17 protein-coding genes and 2 pseudogenes are annotated in these 18,433 nt (G+C 50.6%); 9 read left to right on the top strand and 10 right to left on the bottom strand.

The features are described from left to right. Nucleotides 1-688: 688 nt before the first annotated feature. The 6 genes and pseudogenes from ACTQ34_RS15155 to ACTQ34_RS15130 form a co-directional block, all read right to left on the bottom strand. A pseudogene (locus ACTQ34_RS15155) lies at nucleotides 689-817 on the bottom strand (Maff2 family protein); the annotation flags it as partial. Between the two features lie 219 nt (nucleotides 818-1,036). Beyond that, nucleotides 1,037-1,861, bottom strand: a pseudogene (locus tag ACTQ34_RS15150) (VirD4-like conjugal transfer protein, CD1115 family); the annotation flags it as partial. A gap of 32 nt (nucleotides 1,862-1,893) precedes the next feature. Next, nucleotides 1,894-2,061 carry a transposon-encoded TnpW family protein gene (locus ACTQ34_RS15145; RefSeq protein WP_441364521.1) on the bottom strand — a complete coding sequence of 56 codons (168 nt, stop codon included), beginning with the start codon at nucleotides 2,059-2,061 and terminating at the stop codon, nucleotides 1,894-1,896. A gap of 250 nt (nucleotides 2,062-2,311) precedes the next feature. Next, nucleotides 2,312-3,664: a VapE domain-containing protein gene (locus ACTQ34_RS15140; RefSeq protein ID WP_441364523.1), complete on the bottom strand. Its 1,353-nt coding sequence runs from the start codon at nucleotides 3,662-3,664 to the stop codon at nucleotides 2,312-2,314. Then, complete coding sequence (locus ACTQ34_RS15135; RefSeq protein ID WP_441364520.1) at nucleotides 3,600-4,226, bottom strand: CHC2 zinc finger domain-containing protein; 627 nt, start codon at nucleotides 4,224-4,226, stop codon at nucleotides 3,600-3,602. Before ACTQ34_RS15135 ends, ACTQ34_RS15140 begins: the two co-directional genes overlap by 65 nt. A gap of 65 nt (nucleotides 4,227-4,291) precedes the next feature. After that, nucleotides 4,292-5,749 carry a MobA/MobL family protein gene (locus ACTQ34_RS15130; RefSeq protein WP_441364519.1) on the bottom strand — a complete coding sequence of 486 codons (1,458 nt, stop codon included), beginning with the start codon at nucleotides 5,747-5,749 and terminating at the stop codon, nucleotides 4,292-4,294. A 49-nt stretch (nucleotides 5,750-5,798) separates the two neighbouring features. Here ACTQ34_RS15130 and ACTQ34_RS15125 point away from each other — a divergent pair, with 49 nt between their 5' ends. The 3 genes from ACTQ34_RS15125 (at nucleotide 5,799) to ACTQ34_RS15115 (ending at nucleotide 8,682) form a co-directional block, all read left to right on the top strand. Beyond that, nucleotides 5,799-6,029: a hypothetical protein gene (locus ACTQ34_RS15125; protein ID WP_002576320.1), complete on the top strand. Its 231-nt coding sequence runs from the start codon at nucleotides 5,799-5,801 to the stop codon at nucleotides 6,027-6,029. 84 nt (nucleotides 6,030-6,113) lie between these two features. Continuing rightward, entirely contained in the window at nucleotides 6,114-7,325 is a 1,212-nt protein-coding gene (locus ACTQ34_RS15120) for a tyrosine-type recombinase/integrase (RefSeq protein WP_002576319.1), read from the top strand. 145 nt (nucleotides 7,326-7,470) lie between these two features. Further along, nucleotides 7,471-8,682 (top strand): tyrosine-type recombinase/integrase, encoded by a 1,212-nt coding sequence (locus ACTQ34_RS15115; protein ID WP_002576318.1) that lies wholly within the window; start codon nucleotides 7,471-7,473, stop codon nucleotides 8,680-8,682. A gap of 249 nt (nucleotides 8,683-8,931) precedes the next feature. On the opposite strand, the gene ACTQ34_RS15110 is transcribed toward ACTQ34_RS15115, so the two are convergent. Genes ACTQ34_RS15110 through ACTQ34_RS15095 form a run of 4 tightly spaced genes read right to left on the bottom strand, consistent with a single transcriptional unit; the run spans nucleotide 8,932 to nucleotide 12,771 of the window. Next, entirely contained in the window at nucleotides 8,932-10,659 is a 1,728-nt protein-coding gene (locus ACTQ34_RS15110; protein ID WP_441364518.1) for a DUF4368 domain-containing protein, read from the bottom strand. Beyond that, nucleotides 10,659-10,961 (bottom strand): hypothetical protein, encoded by a 303-nt coding sequence (locus ACTQ34_RS15105; RefSeq protein ID WP_441364517.1) that lies wholly within the window; start codon nucleotides 10,959-10,961, stop codon nucleotides 10,659-10,661. Before ACTQ34_RS15105 ends, ACTQ34_RS15110 begins: the two co-directional genes overlap by 1 nt. Before the next feature lie 14 nt (nucleotides 10,962-10,975). Further along, entirely contained in the window at nucleotides 10,976-12,451 is a 1,476-nt protein-coding gene (gene mobQ, locus ACTQ34_RS15100; RefSeq protein WP_441364522.1) for a MobQ family relaxase, read from the bottom strand. Nucleotides 12,452-12,453: 2 nt separating this feature from the next. Next, the gene (locus ACTQ34_RS15095; RefSeq protein ID WP_441364516.1) at nucleotides 12,454-12,771 is read right to left on the bottom strand and encodes a DUF3847 domain-containing protein; all 318 of its coding nucleotides are present in this window, start codon (nucleotides 12,769-12,771) and stop codon (nucleotides 12,454-12,456) included. A gap of 198 nt (nucleotides 12,772-12,969) precedes the next feature. On the opposite strand from ACTQ34_RS15095, the gene ACTQ34_RS15090 reads away from it, so the two are divergent. The 6 genes from ACTQ34_RS15090 (at nucleotide 12,970) to ACTQ34_RS15065 (ending at nucleotide 18,218) form a co-directional block, all read left to right on the top strand. Further along, nucleotides 12,970-13,389 carry a hypothetical protein gene (locus tag ACTQ34_RS15090; protein ID WP_441146869.1) on the top strand — a complete coding sequence of 140 codons (420 nt, stop codon included), beginning with the start codon at nucleotides 12,970-12,972 and terminating at the stop codon, nucleotides 13,387-13,389. Between the two features lie 171 nt (nucleotides 13,390-13,560). Then, nucleotides 13,561-13,764 carry a hypothetical protein gene (locus ACTQ34_RS15085; protein WP_441364515.1) on the top strand — a complete coding sequence of 68 codons (204 nt, stop codon included), beginning with the start codon at nucleotides 13,561-13,563 and terminating at the stop codon, nucleotides 13,762-13,764. Beyond that, complete coding sequence (locus ACTQ34_RS15080) at nucleotides 13,740-13,979, top strand: hypothetical protein (protein ID WP_441146867.1); 240 nt, start codon at nucleotides 13,740-13,742, stop codon at nucleotides 13,977-13,979. The genes ACTQ34_RS15085 and ACTQ34_RS15080 overlap by 25 nt, the downstream gene beginning before the upstream one ends. 110 nt (nucleotides 13,980-14,089) lie before the next feature. Then, a complete protein-coding gene (locus tag ACTQ34_RS15075) occupies nucleotides 14,090-14,665 on the top strand; it encodes a TetR/AcrR family transcriptional regulator (RefSeq protein ID WP_441364514.1) in 576 nt (191 codons plus the stop codon). Nucleotides 14,666-14,768: 103 nt separating this feature from the next. Then, nucleotides 14,769-16,151 (top strand): DUF1254 domain-containing protein, encoded by a 1,383-nt coding sequence (locus ACTQ34_RS15070; protein WP_441364513.1) that lies wholly within the window; start codon nucleotides 14,769-14,771, stop codon nucleotides 16,149-16,151. 15 nt (nucleotides 16,152-16,166) lie between these two features. Then, nucleotides 16,167-18,218: an alkyl/aryl-sulfatase gene (locus ACTQ34_RS15065; protein WP_441364512.1), complete on the top strand. Its 2,052-nt coding sequence runs from the start codon at nucleotides 16,167-16,169 to the stop codon at nucleotides 18,216-18,218. Nucleotides 18,219-18,433 lie beyond the last annotated feature (215 nt).

The following is an 18,433-nucleotide window of genomic DNA, read 5'->3' as shown; positions in this document are numbered from 1 at the left end:
TTTCCAGCGTCTACATGGGCAAGAATTCCAATATTGATTATTTTCATGTGATTGTCCTCCCTTTACAGCCCCAAAGGGCATAAAAATCCCCAGCAGTAAAATACTTTTACCACTGGGGATTATAAGTTGCGGACATACACATATACAGCATACACCTGTTTGTGATTGCTGTTTTTGGGGATATGTCAAAATTGATAAGGCAAAAGTATTCTTAAATTGGGTACAAAAAACTAAGCCCCTACAAAAGGAGCTATCATAATCCTTTGTTCCCACTATTTGATTATAGTTTTATTTAAGAATACCTTGCCGCATATTTTTTACTCCTTTTCTGGATTAAATCATTGTATCACATCAGTTTTAGGAAAGCAAGTACCTAAAAGAAATTTTTCTTCCCCTTATATACCGGCTTCCTAGCGTTCAGAATGTTTTCTGCTGTCTGCTGTGGTGTTTGGTTGGAATTGTCCAACCAAAAGCCGATCCGTGGTGTTGTCTGCATTTTACTAAATACAAATTCAATGTATACAGAAAGATATAAGGAGTGGGAGGGATTCCGCCGTAGTTGGCATTGTAGGAAAATCCAAAAGTTTAGATTTTCCCACAATGCTTATCTTTTGGTCTTTGGTTCGGAATAGTGTAGTGCTGGCGGTCTATCTCTTGTTTTCGGTTGCTTGCTTCCTTACCGTACATGAGCATTTGCACCAGGGTTGTCGTTTCCGTAACCTTCCAGCAGGTTGATGACGCCCCAGATACCAAGACCGGCACCGAGCGCGATAACGAGGGTCTGAAGAACGGTGATTGCCTGTTCAAAAAATGCCATATAGTTTGTTAGCCGGAATCTGATTAAAAAATAGGTTTGTCATGTTTCATAGGCATACAAAAGCCGGAACAATCTGCCACCCGGTTTCCGGGGGCATGATTCCGGCTGTCCTCCTTTTTCATTATTTTTTCTTGCGATTGTCCGCTTTGTACGCCAATGGCCCCAAAAGGGCAGTTGCGGCGAATAGATAAGATCACTCCCTTCTAAAGCGGAACGAAATTAAGCACCCTGAGTATCTACTTCGTACACGTCGCAGACCTCATTGGGCTTGAGTTTCAGCCGGGTGGACAGGAACGCTTCAATGTCAAAAGTGTTCTTGTCGCTTGCGTCGGCTGTGTATTTGAAATTGGGGTGCTTGGTAATGTCGTACTTATCCGAAAGGAAAGGCCGCACACCGCGCAGCTGAAGGATGCACTTGCCGCCGTCCATAACGGCCAGTTCATCCTGGCTCATCAGCTCTTTGCCGAGCTTTTGGTAGTTGAGAGAGTGGGAGATTTCCCGCCCACGGTTCTCACCGGTGTTGTAGGTGTCGATGGTTTCCTTGCCCAGCACGGCAGCCAGCTCTTTGAGGGTAGTCGGCTCTTTACCGCCCAGGAAAATGGAGGTATCCATATTGCCGATGATGGTATCGGCATTGTCCTTGTAGATGGCTTTCAGTTGGCTTTGCGCCTGCAAGACCAGACAGGCGGAGATCTCACGGCTTCGGATGGTAGCCACCAGCTTTTCCAGTTTGGGAATCTGGCCGATGTTGGCGCACTCGTCGATAAGGCAGCGCACATGGATCGGTAGCCGCCCGCCGTACACATCGTCGGCTTTTTCGCAGAGCAGGTTGAATAACTGGGTGTAGCACATGGAAATGAGAAAGTTAAAACTGTCATCCGTATCGCTCATAATAAGGAACAGGGCAGTTTTCCGATCTCCCAGCGTATCCAGCTCCAGCTCATCGTAGGAAGTGACCTCCCTCAGCTCCGCAATATCGAACACAGCAAGGCGCGCACCGCAGCTAATCAGTATGCTTTTAGCTGTTTTGCCTGATGCAAATTGTCAAGGACTTTTTAATCAAGTTTACAAAAAAGTCACATCTTGCTGACTTCTTCACGGAGCAGACGTTTGATTTTGTCTGCCATCGTTTCCTTTGCGTTCTCGTTGAAGTGGACACGAACCACATAGGTGGTCTTGTCGATGGTCTTGCGGAAACAAGGCTGTGTGTGCTGTGCGTTGGTCTGGATTGTGTTTGTGTTCATTGAATACCTCCTTGAAATGAAAAAAGCCAGACAGGATAAGGTCGGCAACGAAGTCCGGCAACGGGCTTCTAAAAACCTGTAACATTGTCCTATCTGGCTCTTATACTACTTTTTAATTTTTCTTTGATTTCTTGGTTGCTTTGGTTGCCGGAAGAAGAAAAATCCTTGCAAATAAAGGACTTTTGAAGATTCTGCCCGGCAACGAGGTCGGCAACGGGATAGCACTTTGCCCGGCAACGAGGTCAATTTTTTAGAACGGAAGCTCCATCTGACTGAGTTCTTCTTCGGTCAGTTCTATAAATCCGTCCATAGAATTTGAGCCGGTTGCAGGTATCCGGTTGCCGGATGGGGCAATTCGTTCCCATCCTTTCTGTCTGCCGTACTTCCCGAAAGAGCGAGGATTGGAGAATGGTCTCCATCCATCAATACTGCTGTTCATAATGTCGTTTATCTCTCGGATTTCCCATTGTCTTGGGTCATCAAAAGGATGGTTGAGAGCTTCTGCGTAAAGCTGCTTGGAGCAAACTTGCTTGATGTCGGGATTTTCAAGGTAGGCTTGAATAAGTCCTGCCTTGGTGTCCTCCGGCATGAAGTCCTTTTGCAGTTCTTTCAGTTCCTTTTCGATGTGCTTCGGCAAACTCAGCCTAACAGGGAAATTCTGATAGATGAACATTGCTTCTGCCCACATCTTGTCGATATAGTCCCTCGATGCAGCTTCATCATCCAGAATGTGAACCTCTGCTTGCTCGGCGTGTACCATGATGGGCATAAATCTTCGGTTGCCGGAACGGTCAAGGGGCAGGAAGTCCAGATTGTTGGAGCTGCCACCAAAGACACATTGACGGAGCCTGTCAGCCGGATGGGTTTCATACGGCACTTTGTAAGTCTCCTTTGTTCGGCTGATAAACGATTTGATGTCCTCAATGCTCTTGGCAGTTGCTGTTGCAATCATTTCTGACATTTCAATCAGCCAATGTCCCTGCATCTTACGGTACACATTGTCATCGTCAATCTTTTTAAGGTCATCGGAGAACCATTCATCCTTGACTGCAAGAAAACGGAAGAAAGTGGACTTGCCTGCACCTTGTCCACCTACCAAGCAGAGCATGACTTCAAACTTACATCCGGGTTTGAATACTCTGCTGATAGCTCCCAACATAAAGAGCTTCAAGCACTCGTAAGTGTACTCGCTATCATCTGCGCCAAGAAAGTGCTTCAAGGCATATCGGATGCGTTCCGTTCCGTCCCACTCCAAACTGTTCAGATAATCTCTGACAGGGTGGTACTTGTTGCTGTCTGCCACAAGTGAGATTGCTTTCTGGATTTTCTTCTCGCTGGTCAGCGAATAGTTATCTTCCAGATAAAGCATGAGATAGGCAAAATCCGTATCGTTCAAGGTCGCTGTTTCCTTGTCCCACCATAACGGCTTTACAATATCAATTCGCCCTGTAAGGATATTGAACCTGATTGCACCTTGCAGATTAGGGTCGTTCTGAAATACTGTCAGACAGTTCTTGATTGTATTCTTGATTGCTCCGTTATCGGTCAAGTCCAGATTTCCTCGGACTTCTGCAACGCTCTGGCTTTGCTGACAGTTCTGCAATTCGCTGTTCAAGTTTCATCACCTCATTTCTTTGCTCCGCTACAAGAGCCTGTCTTTCTTCCAGAGACCCATCAATCAGAGTATCGAGCAAATACTCAATGTAGCTTGTCTTGTGAAGTGCTTCCACAAACAGCGGATGCCATTCGTCATCCGGCGTTTGCGGTGCGTGTTGGGTCTCCCATCTTCGCAGAAGATGAAAATAATCTGTCAGCACTCTGTAACATTGTGCTTCCTCTTTCTGATAAATCTGCTCGGCAGTAGGCTCACGGATTTTCGTCTTGACTGTCGGTTTGTGTTTGCTGTCATAGCTGATACCAAAATCGTCAGCAAGTTTCATCGCTGCTTCTTTGCAGGGCAATCCAAACAGACGGGAAACGAAGTCAATCGCATCCCCGTCAGCTTGGCAAGCAAAGCAATGAAAACGCTTATCGACTTTCATACTTGGGTTCTTGTCATTGTGGAACGGGCAGACTGCCATTCCATTGCGATTGACTTTGATGCCGTACATCTCAGCCGCCTGTCGGGTGGTAATATTGGGTTTTACTGCTTCAAATACATTCATTGTATCTCCTTTCGGGAAACAAAAAAGGCACTCGACATTTTCGCAATGAAAACGGCAAGTACCTGTTAGAGTTCCATATTCTGTTTTTTCTGTTTGTGCTGCGGAGACTTCTGCTCCGGCTGTTTCTTCTGCTCTTGCAGATACTTCATCTTCTCTGTGATGGAGTGCTTCGGTTCGGGTTTCTTTTCAACTTCGCCCTGTTCCGGCTCAATGACTTTGCTTATCCAGTAGCGAACATCTTTGAGGGGTTGAAGCTCGGCTTTTACCTCGTTCAGCTTCGTATTGTTTTCTGCAACGGACTTTGCCAGAGTGTCAAATTCTGATTGCAACGCAGTCAGATCTACACGAAGGTCAAGTCCTTGCTTTTTAAGAAAACGGAACGATTTGTCAAAAGCTGAAAGAGCATCCTTGTGGGTTTCGGCGTAAACTGCCTGTGCTGTTTTCCATCCGATTTTCAAATACTTGTCTTTGACTGCTTTGTGTTCCTTGCAGACGGAGACAGCTTTCTGAATCTGCGTAATGGTTTTCATTCGGGTCTCGGCTGTCTTGGTCGCACTTCGGATTTCAGCGGCTCTGCCATTTACATCTTGCAGAGCTTCGTCCAAATCTTTCAGCGTGTAGAGATTGTGGTCTCTCAAATATGCGACAGCTTTTGAAACTGCCTGCACATCGGCAAGACTGCCTTTGTTCTGTCCGTAGCGAGACCAGTCACGGCGTTCCTCTTTTCTGACATTGAGATACTCATTAAGCAATCCGGCAAGTGTCGGGGATGCGTTATGCTCACGCATTTCGGCAAGAGCTTCTTTCGTGGCTTCGCTCACATCTGCAATCCATTCAAGCAGAGACTTGATGGTTTTGCGGATGGCAGCCATCAGACTGTTGGCAGATTTAATATCACGATTGAGATTGCCAATATTGGTTTCAATGCCTTTGCGTTCCATAGCGGAGACAGCAGCTCCCATGTGAACGGTCGGGATAACATCAATTCCTTGTCTTTCATAAGAACGCATATCCACTCGTTCGGGACTTCCAGAAAGTTCCAGATATTTATTCTGAACAACTTCCCATCCATGTCTCCATTCCTCTGCGTGATATTGTTCGTTCCAATCGACTGTGCTTTCCTTATGGCTTTTCCATCTTCCAGACGGAAGTTTGATACGCTCTCCGTTCTCGTCAAGGTCATAAACCTTGCGGCTCTTTGGCATCCACTTTCCGTTTTCATCAATGGCTCGCATAGTCAGCATGATGTGACAATGGGGATTGTGTCCCGGAGGGTCGGGGTCATGGATTGCTAAATCACAGCACATTCCTTTTGAGACAAAGTGTTCCTCGCAGTATTCTTTTAACATCTGGGGACATATTTCAAGGGGAACTTCTCTCGGCAGGGCAATCACAAATCGCCTTGCAAGCTGAGAGTTCCATTGCTTCTCCACTTCCTCGGCAGAGTTCCAAAGCATTGTGGCGAGTAAATTTTTCAAAGTCAGATACCATGCGCTGGCAGCTTCGGTTGCCAGCGCATTCATGTGATTTTGAAAGCAACAACCACATCTTTGACAGAAAGGGGGACCACCTATGGAAAAATTGATTTCGCGGAAAGAGGCTGCCAAATTACTGGGGATTAGCATTGCCACTTTGGATGCAGCTCGAAACAGTGGGCTAATTTCCTATGTTCAGTATGTGCAAAATGGTTGCGTGTACTTTACAGATGCTGGCCTTCAGGAGTATATCGCAAAATGCACCCATCGTGCAAAGCCAGTGGAAAAAAGCGCTACATACCGCAAGCTGCGAAGTGTCCGAGCTTGAGCTGTTCCGTATCCTTGCTGGAACCTAATATGTCTGATAAAACAAAGGTACAGCGCTGGACATTATTCTTAGGAGGTGACGGAATTGGCAAAAAGAAAAAGGGCAATTCCTCAATATGGTACGGTCGTGCTTAACGGCATTGAATATTATAGAACCAGAGTCGAAGATTCGGATGGAAACAGAGTGGCGCTTTATGCAAAGACGCCCGAAAAGCTTTATGACAAGGAACTGGAGGCGTTAGAGCAGATTGACAGTACTACGTTTCGTCGAAGATCGCCTACGGTTGCTGAGTACTGTGAGAAGTGGCTACTGATGCAGTCCGTCCATGTTCGGGCCACCACCTTGACAGATTATACCTCTAAGGTGCGGCGGCACATTATTGGAGGGCTGGGAGACAAGAGAATGGCTGATGTATCCCTGGATGACATCCAACTTGCCCTCGTACCTGTTTCCAAGAAGTCGGCTTCGGTTTATAAGTCTGTGGTGATTCTCTGCAAGTCCATTTTCCGGGCGGCCAAGGAGAGCCATGTGATTGACGAGGACCCGACCATATACCTGGATGCAAAGGGAGGAGTTCCCCAGGAAGAAAGACAGGCATTGACGGATGAACAGGTTGAGCGGCTTTTGGACACGATCCGGGATTTGCCGCCCTATGTATTTGTGATGATCGGTTTATATGCCGGTCTGCGCCGGGAAGAAATCCTGGCGCTGCAATGGGATTCTGTGTATCTGGATGCAGAGGCTCCGTACTTAACGGTACGGCGGGCATGGCACACAGAACATAACAGGCCGGTCATTCTTACCGAGCTAAAGACCAAAGCGGCACAAAGAAACATTCCTCTCCCGGTCTGTCTGGTTGAATGTCTGAAAGATGCAAAGAAAAAATCCACTTCGGATTATGTGATTGCCAATCGGGACGGTGATCCGCTATCCTATACACAGTTTAAGCGGCTGTGGCAGTATATTGTGACGCGGACTGCAAAGCCGAGAATGGCCAGAAAACTTGTGGACGGAAAGTATGTAAAATATATGCTTTACCCGAAACTTGGAGAAAAAGCCAGGAATAACGGCCATGTGGTATATAGCCTGGATTTTGAAGTGACACCGCATCAGCTGCGGCACACCTACATCACCAATCTGATTCATTCTTCGGTGGACCCCAAAACGGTACAATATTTGGCGGGCCATGAAAGCAGCAAAATCACGATGGACATTTACGCAAAGGTCAAATACAACAGGCCGGATGATCTTGTCAAAGCAATGGGCTGTGCCTTTGACTTATGGGACGCTGTGTAAGTTCCGAACAATTCAGAAAATGAAGTAAGAGCGAGACAAGGATGTCTCGCTCTTAGTTTTTCCTTGGCCGTATCTTTGATTCAATTTGAAATCTCTGATAAAAAGGAGGTGTAGATACATCACCACGCGAGAAAGGAAATTAATTATGGCAAAGAAGAAAAAAAACATACCTCAATATGGAACCGTCACACGAAAGGGTGTCCTGTATTACAGAACCCGGATTCTGGACGCAGACGGCAAGCAGGTGAGCTTGTATGGGACTACCTGCGAGGAACTGTACGATAAAGAGCAGGAGGCGAGACGCCAGGTAGCGGAGATCATCTTCCACCGGGAGCATCCTACTGTGGCCGAGTATTGTGAGAAGTGGCTGTTGATGCAATCCGCAAAAGTGTCGCCGGCTACACTGAAGGGCTACGCCTCCAATATGAAGAACTACATTATCAAGCCTTTGGGAGATATGTATATGGAGGAAGTAACAGCGGATGATATTCGTCTGGCGCTGATCCCATTGTCCAATAAGTCCGAGAGCCTGCACAATACGGTGAATATGCTCCTCAAGTGCATTTTTTACTCGGCAGAGCGGAGCCAGTTGCTGGAATACAATCCGTGTGAGGGGATTTCGGCAAAAGGAGGGAAACCGACCCAAAAGAAAGATTCGCTGACAGACCAGCAGGTGGAAGTGCTGCTGGAAACCGTCAAAGGACTTCCGCCGTATCTGTTTACCATGATCGGCTTATATGCCGGTCTGCGCCGAGAAGAAGCTCTCGCCTTGCAATGGGATTGTGTGTTCCTCGATGCACCCACTCCATATATCTCTGTGCGGCGCGCATGGCGATCAGAGCATAACAGACCGGTTATCTCTACAACGCTTAAGACGAAAGCAGCAAGAAGGGATATTCCCATTCCCAAATGCCTTGTGAATTGTCTGCGGGAAGCCAAGGCTGCCTCCAAATCGGAATATGTGATTGCCGATAGTGAGGGACAGCCCTTGTCATATTCGCAGTTCAAACGTGTCTGGCAGTACATCGTTGTTCGGTCTACCAAGGAGCGTACCTATTATAAGTATGTGAACGGACAGAGCATCAAGTACACTGTTCAGCCGAGTCTGGGAGGACATCAGAAAAACAATCCCAACATTGTGTATAGCCTGGACTTCGATGTGACACCGCACCTGCTGCGGCATACCTACATCACCAATCTTCTGTATGCAGGTGTTGACCCCAAGACGGTCCAGTACCTTGCCGGACATGAGAACAGCAAGACAACTATGGACATCTATGCAAGAGTAAAGTATAATAAACCAGAACAGCTATTCGATGTAGTAAATTCTGCATTTCATCAAGCTGTCCCCTCGTAAAAGTGGCCTGTTTTTTGGGTTAAGGAATAGGACAACCGAGGGGCCGAGGCTCAAAAAAGCCCGGAATATCAAGGAAAATCATCGCTCAGACGATTGAAGTACGGTCTGAAGGCTGCACGTCGTGCTCCCCAGTTCAGCAAGCGCTGATTTTATCTTCAACTGCTCAAAAACCCTGCAACCGCAAGGCTTAACAGTCGTAAGGAACTATAAGTCTTGTGGTTCGGGCAGAGAACGGTGTGACCGTGAAGGTCACGCCGTTTTTCTGCGTCCAAGGGTAGATTCTGCAATCATGGGTTCTGCCAGCACGGGGTTCTCCACCTCGTCAACAAAATTAAAGATGATCTCCACCTTCTGTCTGCGCTTACCGCCAGACTTGTCCGGTGCGTGGATGATGATCTTCTTGATATACTCGTTGACAATCGTCTGCGTCAGCTCCGTGACATCCACATACTTTTTCGTCAGCGCAATGAAAGCGTCCAGATCGTCGCCCATCGCCTGCCGCTGTTCAACCCATTCTTCCGTTGTTTCAATTTCGAGCTTTAACCGTTCCTGCTCCGCTTCATAATCAGAAGTCATCTTCTTGTACTTTTCCTTGCTGATTTCACCGAGGGCGTAGTCCTCATAGAGCCGGGACATGACCACATCAAGGGTGGCAAGGCGCTTTTTTGCCTGCTCCATGCGCTTCTGATCTTCCCGGATGTCTCGTTCCTGATCGGCGCGGCGGTAATGCAGCCACTCCTCCTGAAAGCCCTCCACATCACCGCGAATGTACTCGTTGACCGCCTGAATCCGTTCCAGTACCAACTCCCGCAGCACATCCTCGCGGATATAATGCGCCGAACAATCGCCACGCCCACTCTTATATTTGGAGCAAACGTAGTGATCCTGCTTGCCCTCAAAGCTCTTGCAGGTGGCAAAGTGGAGCTTGCCGCCGCAGTCCGCGCAATACAGCAGCCCGGAGAACAGTCCCTGCCGTTCCGCTTTTGCGGGGCGGCGTTTGTTTTTGCGCAGCTCCTGTACTCTATCCCATTGTGCGTGAGAAACGATGGCTTCCTGCGTATCCGGTACGATGAACATATCCTCCGGCGCGTTGGGAATCCGCTTTTTCAGCTTGTAGGACTTGGAGTAGGTCTTGAAATTGCAGGTGCAGCCGGTATATTCCTGCCGTTCCAAAATACCGACGATGGATTGACCCTTCCATCCATACGGATTCTTTGGCAGCGGCTTTCCCTTGCGGCTGGCATACAAAGCCTTGGTCGTAAGAACCTGATCGCGTTCAAGAATCCGGGAAATCTGCTCCGGGCCTTTGCCGTCGATGCAGAGGTCAAAGATGCGCTTGACAACCGGCGCGGCATCCTCGTCCAGAATCCACTTGTCCTTGTCGTTTGGGTCGCAGCGGTAGCCGTAGGGCGGCTTGCCGAGATGCTTGCCGCTGGTGCCGCGCTGATGCAGGCTGATACGGACTTTCTTGGAGGTATCGCGCGGATACCACTCGTTGAACAGGTTGCGGACCGCAGCAAAGCCCTCTCCGTCCCCGCGCTGGCTGTCCACGCCGTCGTTGACGGCAATGAAGCGCACATCGTAGCTGGGGAAGATGGTGTCGGTGTACTGGCCTACAGTCAGGTAATCACGACCAAAGCGAGATAGGTCTTTGCAAAGCCAGCAGCCTACCAACCCCTGCTTTACCAGTTCAAAGCCCTCCTGTACGCCAGGGCGCTGAAAGTTCGTGCCGGTATAGCCATCGTCAACCAGCACTTTCAAGTTTGTGTAGCCATGATCTCGTGCGTATCTGGTTAAAAGCTCGCGTTGATTCTGTATCGAATTCGACTCGCCATCCTGCGAATCCTCATTACTGAGGCGGCAGTAGAGTATCGTAATTTTTTGCTGATCCGTCATAACGTCCTCCTTCACGTTCGGGTCAGCCGACAGAATCGGTGTGCTTGGAATTATATTACCATAGTTTTGTGTCACTGTCATTAACAAGCCACCTCCCGGTCAGAAAAAATGAGCCGTTTTACCTTTTGGGTAAGAGGCTCATTTCCGTCGCAGACGGTTTCAATGGTGTACCACGTGTTTCCAATCTTGCGCTCCACGGTTTTGCAGAAAGGGCTTCGCCTGTTCCAATAGGCCTCGCACTCCTGCAAAAAGGACTCCGGCGGGTCAAAGATCGGATCAAAGTAGCTCTCATGGTCAAAGACCTTGCAAAGCTCAAAGACCAAATCGTCTTTCCCCTCCATCACGGCACGGTTGATTTCGTCAATGCTGATAATTTTTCCCATATATGATTCCTTTCTCATAATTCTATTTCGGTTTTGCGGCTGTGCAGTTGTGTCTGCTGCCGCTCCTGCTCATGCTGCACTTCATAAATGTTGTAGTGAATGGCCCAGAGCTTTTTAACGTCGGCGTAAAGCGGCGAAAGCTCTGTCTGAATGTCCTTGTACTCCTGCTCCAACCGCTCACGCTCTCTGCGCCATACGGTGATGGGTATCTTGCCATCCTTGAAATACGGTTTCAGCTTGCGCTCCGCCATGTAGAACGTCCGCAGCGTATCGTCATGCTCCGACTTGTATTTCTGTCTGGATTTTTCAAAACGGATACTTCCCAGCTTATCCGCAACCGGTTTTCCATCGACATAATACTGTGCCATGCGCAGCAGCTCGTCCAGTTCCTTGATGCGGGATTGCTTTTCCCCGGCAGACGCTTTCATTGCGCTAATGCTGTTCTGCATGGAATGGAGCGCGGTATCCAGATCATCGGTGGTAAAAAGCTGCTTCGCCTGCAAAAAGCGGAACGTATCCGCATACCGCTGTAAGTTGGCTGTCTTGGCTTTTGTGCTGTATGCGCCTTTATTACGGTTATTGTAATAGGTCATCAGCAGATCGTTCAGCATGGGCGGCTGCGGCTTGGAGAGTTCTTCCTTAACCGCTTTCAGCCATTTCAGCAAAGAGGCGATTTTATTCTTTACTTCCCGCAGCATGGCGTTGGTTTTGCGAACCCAGCGGTTGAAGTCGCCCTTGTCGGTGCGGATGCCCTTCGCTTCCATTGCTCGGACAGACGGTCCCTCGTGGACGGTAGGAATCTGTTCAATGCCTTGTCGTTCATAGCTGCGGTGGTCGATCCGGCAATCCAAATCTTTCTCCGAAAACTTCGCGTTGCACAGATCAGCCCACGCCTGCCGCCAATGCTCCAAGGTTTCAGGACTGCCCCAATCGGTGGTCGGCACAGCGTTGAATACATAGTTGCCTGCCTCATCCCGGATGCGCTCACCATGCTCGTCCAGCACATATTCCCGCCGCTGCTTGTTGCCCCATCTGCCGTGTTCGTCCAAAGGGCGAATGGGACACATGACATGAAAGTGCGGATTGGAAATGCCGACGTCCTCCTTGTCGGGAGAATGAACAGCAAAGTCCACCACCATCCCTCGGCTCACAAAGTTCTCCAACAAAAATTGCCTTGCCAGAGCGATATTCTCCTGCATGGAAAACTCGTTCTGCAAGGCAATGTCAAAGCTGTACGCAAGCTGCGCTTTCTTTCCGCGTTCGGCTTTCTCCACCGCGTTCCAGAGGGTTTCACGGTCTGCATACTCCGATGGCGCATGAGAGGGCAACAGGATTTCAGAGCAGATCACGCCGCCTTTTCGGGTGTAGTCGCTGATCTCGCCGTAGTATTCGCTGTGCAGCTTTTCCCCGGCACGGTAGGCGGCAGACGCCACAGCGGACTGTCCCGCACTGCGCTTGATTTGCGTCACATGAAAATGGAATAACGCGATACTCAGCACCCCTCTTTCTGTTCAGCCCGGTTGTGTTCGTTGACCGCTTCCATGAGCAGGCCCTTGACCTCCGGCAGGTCAAAGACCTTTTCGGCAAAGGCGTAAAACTCAGCGCGTGTCAACAGCTTCGTCAGCGGGGCAATGCTTTCCATATCCGCACTGCGAACGATCAGGTTGTGTGCGCGTTTGGTTCGGTCGCCGCGCTCATAGTAGGCAATGCGGTTTTCCAGACGCTGCTTCTTGTGCTGCTCCTGTGTAAGCTGCTGCTCAATTTTTTCTTTCTCGGCATTCAGCTCGGCAATGGTTTTCTGTTTTGGCATTGTGTGACCTCCTTCAAAATTAGTGAAATAATTGTTCAGACTTTGCGGCGGAAATTGTCTGCGTCAGCAGATGGTTTCCACCGCGAAGTGCGCTGGGATAGCTGCATAGGCAGCGCAAGGGAGGCACTCCCTTGTACGGAACGAAGTGACGCAAAACAGCTGTGATACTGCCCGACGGGCTATCTGGAGCTGCTGTGCTTGCAGGACCGCTTTGTGTATCTTCCCGAAATGCCCTACCGCAAGGTCGATCTCGATAAGGCCGCGCGGAACGTACTGACACAGGAACAGTTTGAGCAGGACGGCGGTGACGGCACGGTCGCCAGCTGGCGCAATACTGTGACGGTCGAAAATGTTCATCCCAACACGACGGTCTCGTTCCGGATGAACAATCTTTCCGGGAACACCGCTGATTTGAAGCTCTATGCCTACGGTGCAGACGGAAAGCTGGCGGAGGTCAGCAAAGAGCTGTGGACGATCACGGATGAAGCCGGGACTGGCGTGGATACCCTGGCCGACGGCACACTGTATGAACTGCGTGTGAGCATCGCAGACGGCGGTGCGCTTGATCTGAGCGAGGAGGAAAAGAAGATCATCATTTCCGTTGTGCTTGCAAAGTAAGTCTCAAGGAAGGCTATCAAGAAACTACAAAATCACCCCCGTTTCTGATTGATATGCTCCCTTTATGAGAGACAGTGAAATAAATACACTGTCAATCACGAAGGGAGCATTGTTCATGTCAAGAAGGAAAACCAGCAGATCAGAGCAACTGTCGGCGGCGAAAGCCTCTGCATGACCTGTGGGCGCGTCAGCCCTTTGTACGCGCAGTCTACCTTTGAGGACTTGGCGGTGGATTTCGAGGGTACAACCGCCAGTGGCGCGGAGCGATTCTACCGGCGGACGCTTGACAAGCTGCGCCTGAAGCTGCTGGAAAGCGGGCTTGTCCATACCGTGACGCTGAAGCAGACCGAGTGCCGCAAAAGGAACAAAAAATAGCCGCCGCTGTCTACCTATATCAGGTAGACAACGACGGCGAATGGGGAGAGATCAGATTTGACTTTGCAACCGGCACAGCGGAGATCGTCCGGCTGGCGGAGTGGGACACGATAAAGTCCAATGTCTTTGCAAGGACGGTGATTCGGCACATCCAGAGCTTGCTGGAGGTGCGGCTGCTGAAAGAGACTGTTGTGATGTTTGACCAAGCATTGTGATCCTAAAAATTTATAATTATTATTCAAGCAATCGCTTGATTTATTTTGTGAAGTCTGATATCTTATTATAAGAAACACTGGATAATGCACAGAAATGGGGGGATTGTGTTTTGCGGGAAGAAAAGAAAGCCGAAAAGAGACAGGAGCTTGTAGGCGTCTGCCTTGACTGCTTTGTCGAAAAGGGGCTGACCGTTGCCACGACAAAGGACCTCTGCAAGGCGGCAAAGTTGCAAAACGGCGGCATCTACTATTACTTCTCCACCAAAGAGGAAATCGTTCTTGCCTGCGCAGAGGAAGCGATCAAACGAATTGAAAAAGCTGCGTTTGCCATCGTGCTTGAAGATATTAGTGACATCAAAAGCATGATGGATCATCTCGGTGAGCTGGCGGATAAAATGTCGCCTACCATGCGCTTTCTGGTCAGCGTATGTGTGTCGCGCGAATACGGAGAAAAGGTAAAGCCTTCCCTTGTGCGGCTTGCGGCAAGATACCCTTATTACACGGGCAGGATTGCGGAGATCCTCGGCTGCACCGACGAAGAGGTTGCGCCGTTCGTTCATCTGTCGATCCTCGCCATCAACAATTATATGATCTTTGCCGAGCGAGCGCTGTTTGACCCACAAATCGAAGCGGTCAAAAAAGAGCTTTCAAGGCTTGCGGAAAGAAAGGGGCGGAATAATCGATAGTTTACCATAAAGAGAAAATCACAAACGACTTCATAGTCAATCCATACGCACAAACCCTTCCGAGGAGATGACCAAAAACAGAAGAGAATCATAGGAGGACAACATGAAAAAGATATTTGCAATTCTACTATCGCTGCTTACGCTGCTTTCCTGCGGGCTTCTTTCCGCCTGCTCTGCCAAAAAAACGCAGCCGGATACACCGGATACTGAAACCGTGTGGGAAACGGTCAGCGAGGCATACATCTATGCGTTCCCACTGGTGCTGACCGACGCAACCAAAACATTATCGACCAATACGGACGGAACCATGACTGGCCGTGCGCCCATCAATCAGTTCAACCATGCACAAAAGCTGGCGGACGCCTCTTTCCGCACCGTTGTGACGCCGAACGTCGATACCGTCTACTCTCAGGCGTGGCTTGACATCAGTGAAGAGCCTATGGTCTACGTTCTGCCGGAAACGGATCGCTTCTGCAACATACAGTTGCTGGATGCCTGGACGAACACTGCCGCCGTGCTGGACAAAGCGGGCGCTTATGCCATCGCGCTTCCCGGCTGGGAGGGCGAGCTGCCCGGCGGTGTGACGCGCGTGGACGTGCCCACCGCAACGGTGTGGTCGATCACCCGCACGGTGCTGTCCGGGAACGAGGATCTGCCCAATGTCTGTGCCATTCAGGAACAGATGCAGCTCCTGCCGCTTTCGGCTTATGTACAGGGAGGCGAGTATGCCGCACCGCAGGGAACATATAAAGAGGAAAATGACTTTGTTCCCGTGAGCAAGGTGCTTTCCATGACACCAGCAGAGTTTTTCAATACGGCGAACGCTCTGATGCAGGTCAACCCGCCCGCCGATGCGGATGAGGAACTGCTGAAGAAACTCTCCGCCATCAACGTGGGCGCGGGCAAGACCTTCGACGCCGCCCTCCTGGGCGAAGGAGCTGCCGAGCGCTGGACGCAGATGCTTCAGGGGCTTCGCGCCACGCTTGCCGCCGACGGCGCGAAGTATGCGCAGAAACTCGGTCAGTGGATCTATTACGGCAAGCCCATCGGCAACTTCGGCACGGAGTATACCTACCGCGCGATGGTAGCGCTGGTGGGGCTTGGCGCCAACACCGTGGACGTGGCGATCTATCCCAAGACAGCGGTGGATGAGACCGGCGCAGCGCTGACCGGAGAAAAGAAGTATACGCTCCACTTTGAAACCCTTCCTCCCACGCTGGAGGGCGGCTTCTGGTCCGTGACCGCCTACGGAGAGGATGATTTCCTCATTGACAATTCCATCGACCGCTACTGCATCAACGACCGCTCCGACTTCAAGCTGAATGCGGACGGCACATTGGATATTATCCTGTCCAAGGATGCACCGGAAGACACCTCTAACTGGCTGCCTGTTTCCGACGGGGAATTTCATCTGTTCATGCGGATCTATGTACCGGATATGACAGCACTGGATAGCTGGCAGCCACCTGTTATCCGCGAACAATAAGGAGATGGAAAAAGAATGGCTATGAAACGTATTGTAGCAATGCTTCTTACATCGGTACTATTGCTGTCCTGCGTCGGCTGTGCGCAGGATGGGCGCAAAGAGCCGGGTGCGGAAAAGGCAGACCTGGGTCTGACCGCCGAGGTCAAGCCCGCCACAGACTTTACGGCAAAGGCAAATGCCGCCGTCTACGATGAACTTGACTTCGATGATAAGCAGGAATATGAATTCGCCATCCGTGGACTGATCGACGCGCCGGAAACACTGGAACTAAAGGACGAGGATGGGACGATTCTCTGGAGTCAGGAAGCCTATGCGTTCCTGGACGATTATGAAAAAGCGCCTGACAGCGTAAATCCCAGCCTCTGGGAGAACACGAAGAACAACCATGCCTATGGTCTTTTTGAAGTGACGGATGGCATCTATCAGGTCCGCGGCTATGACATGGCAAACCTCACCGTTATCAAGGGCGATACGGGCTGGATCGTCTTTGACACGCTGATGAGTGTGGAGTGCAGCCAGGCTGCCATGCAGCTGATCGAAAAGAATCTTGGTAAATTCCCGGTCAAGGCCGTCATCATCTCTCATTCCCACGCCGACCATTTTGGCGGCATCGCTGGCGTGATGGCGAAAGAGGATAAGGCAGACGAGACACTTTCTATTGAAGATCAGCTCGCCAGCGGCAAGATCCCCGTGATCACGCCTGTGGGCTTCACGGAGCACTCCGTGAAGGAAAATGTCTACGCCGGTAAGGGTATGGGCCGCCGCAGCAATTATCAGTATGGCATCCTTCTGACCCCCGGCGTGACCGGCAAGCTGGCGCAGGGCATCGGCATGGGACAGTCCACCGGAACGGTCTCGTTCATGACGCCCAGCTATGAAATCATGCAGTCCGGCGAAAAGCTGACGATCGACGGTGTGGAGCTGGAGTTCCAGCTCACACCGGGTACGGAAGCGCCCGCCGAAATGAACACGTGGCTGCCCCAGTACAAGGCGCTTTGGATGGCGGAAAACTGCACCGGCACGCTCCACAATCTCTACACGCTGCGCGGCGCGGAGGTGCGCGACGGCGCGGCATGGGCAAGCTATATCACCGAGGCCATTTCCCTTTACGGCAAGGACGCGGAGGTCACCTTCCAGTCCCACAACTGGCCGCACTGGGGAAACAACGTGGTGAACGACTACATGGTCAACACGGCTGCCGTGTATAAGTTCATCAACGACCAGACGCTGACCTATATCAATCAGGGCTACACCAGTGACGAGATCTCCAACATGATCGAGCTGCCGGAGGCGCTCAATAAAATCTGGTACACCCGCCAGTACTACGGGACGGTCGCCCACAACGCCAAGGCGGTCTACCAGAAGTTCATGGGCTGGTATGACAGCAACCCTGTCAACCTGAACCCCCTCATGCCAAGCGACAGCGCAAAAAAATGGGTGGAGTACCTGGGGGATGTTGACAAGGTCCTGCAAATGGCAAAGGCGGATTTTGACAAGGGTGAATATCAGTGGGTCGCCGAGGTCACAAACACCATCGTCTTTGCCGACCCGACAAACACCGATGCGCGGCTTCTGTGCGCCGATGCACTGGAGCAGCTGGGGTATCAGGCGGAGTCCGGCCCGTGGCGCAACGAATATCTGACCGCCGCGCAGGAGCTGCGCCATGGAAACGCCAATTTCACCGCTTCCACCAAATCTACCGGCGACATGGTCAAGGCCCTCTCCGCGCCCATGCTGTTTGACTATATGGCCATTGTCATGGACAAGCAGGCGCTGGCTGACCGCGACTTCACCATGAACGTGATCCTGCCTGACGTGGGCGAACAGCACATGCTCCGCGTGAAGAATGGTGTGCTGCTGGTCTATGCGGATACATTGTCTGATGATGCGGACGTGTCTATTACCTGCCCGAAGAATGCGCTGTTTGCGATCCTGACCAACAATCAGGAAACGGTTACACAGGCCGTCAAGGTCGAGGGCAGCGCAGAGCTGCTGACGCTGATGATGGAGAATATGAACCAGTTCCCGATCACCGGAGCCAACCCCTTCAACATCATCGAGCCGTAACGGCTTCGCGGGGCGGTCCGTGGGAAGACCGCCCCGCTCGAGAGAAAACAGCGAGATGCTTTCAACGCAAATTAAAAGCTGTCTGTTTCTGTTGGAAACAGACAGCTCAGTCTGTCGAGAAACCCGGCCTATGCGTCAGGCATAAGCCGGGTTTCTGGCGTATAAAGGCCAAAAAAGTACAAACATGAATGGAGAAGACTTCTCCTTCCACAACC

It is taken from the genome of Agathobaculum sp. LCP25S3_E8 (assembly GCF_052117165.1).
Classification (GTDB): Bacteria; Bacillota; Clostridia; order Oscillospirales; family Butyricicoccaceae; genus Agathobaculum.
Note: the sequence above shows the minus strand (reverse complement) of the source record. Positions and strands in the feature narration are given on the sequence as shown.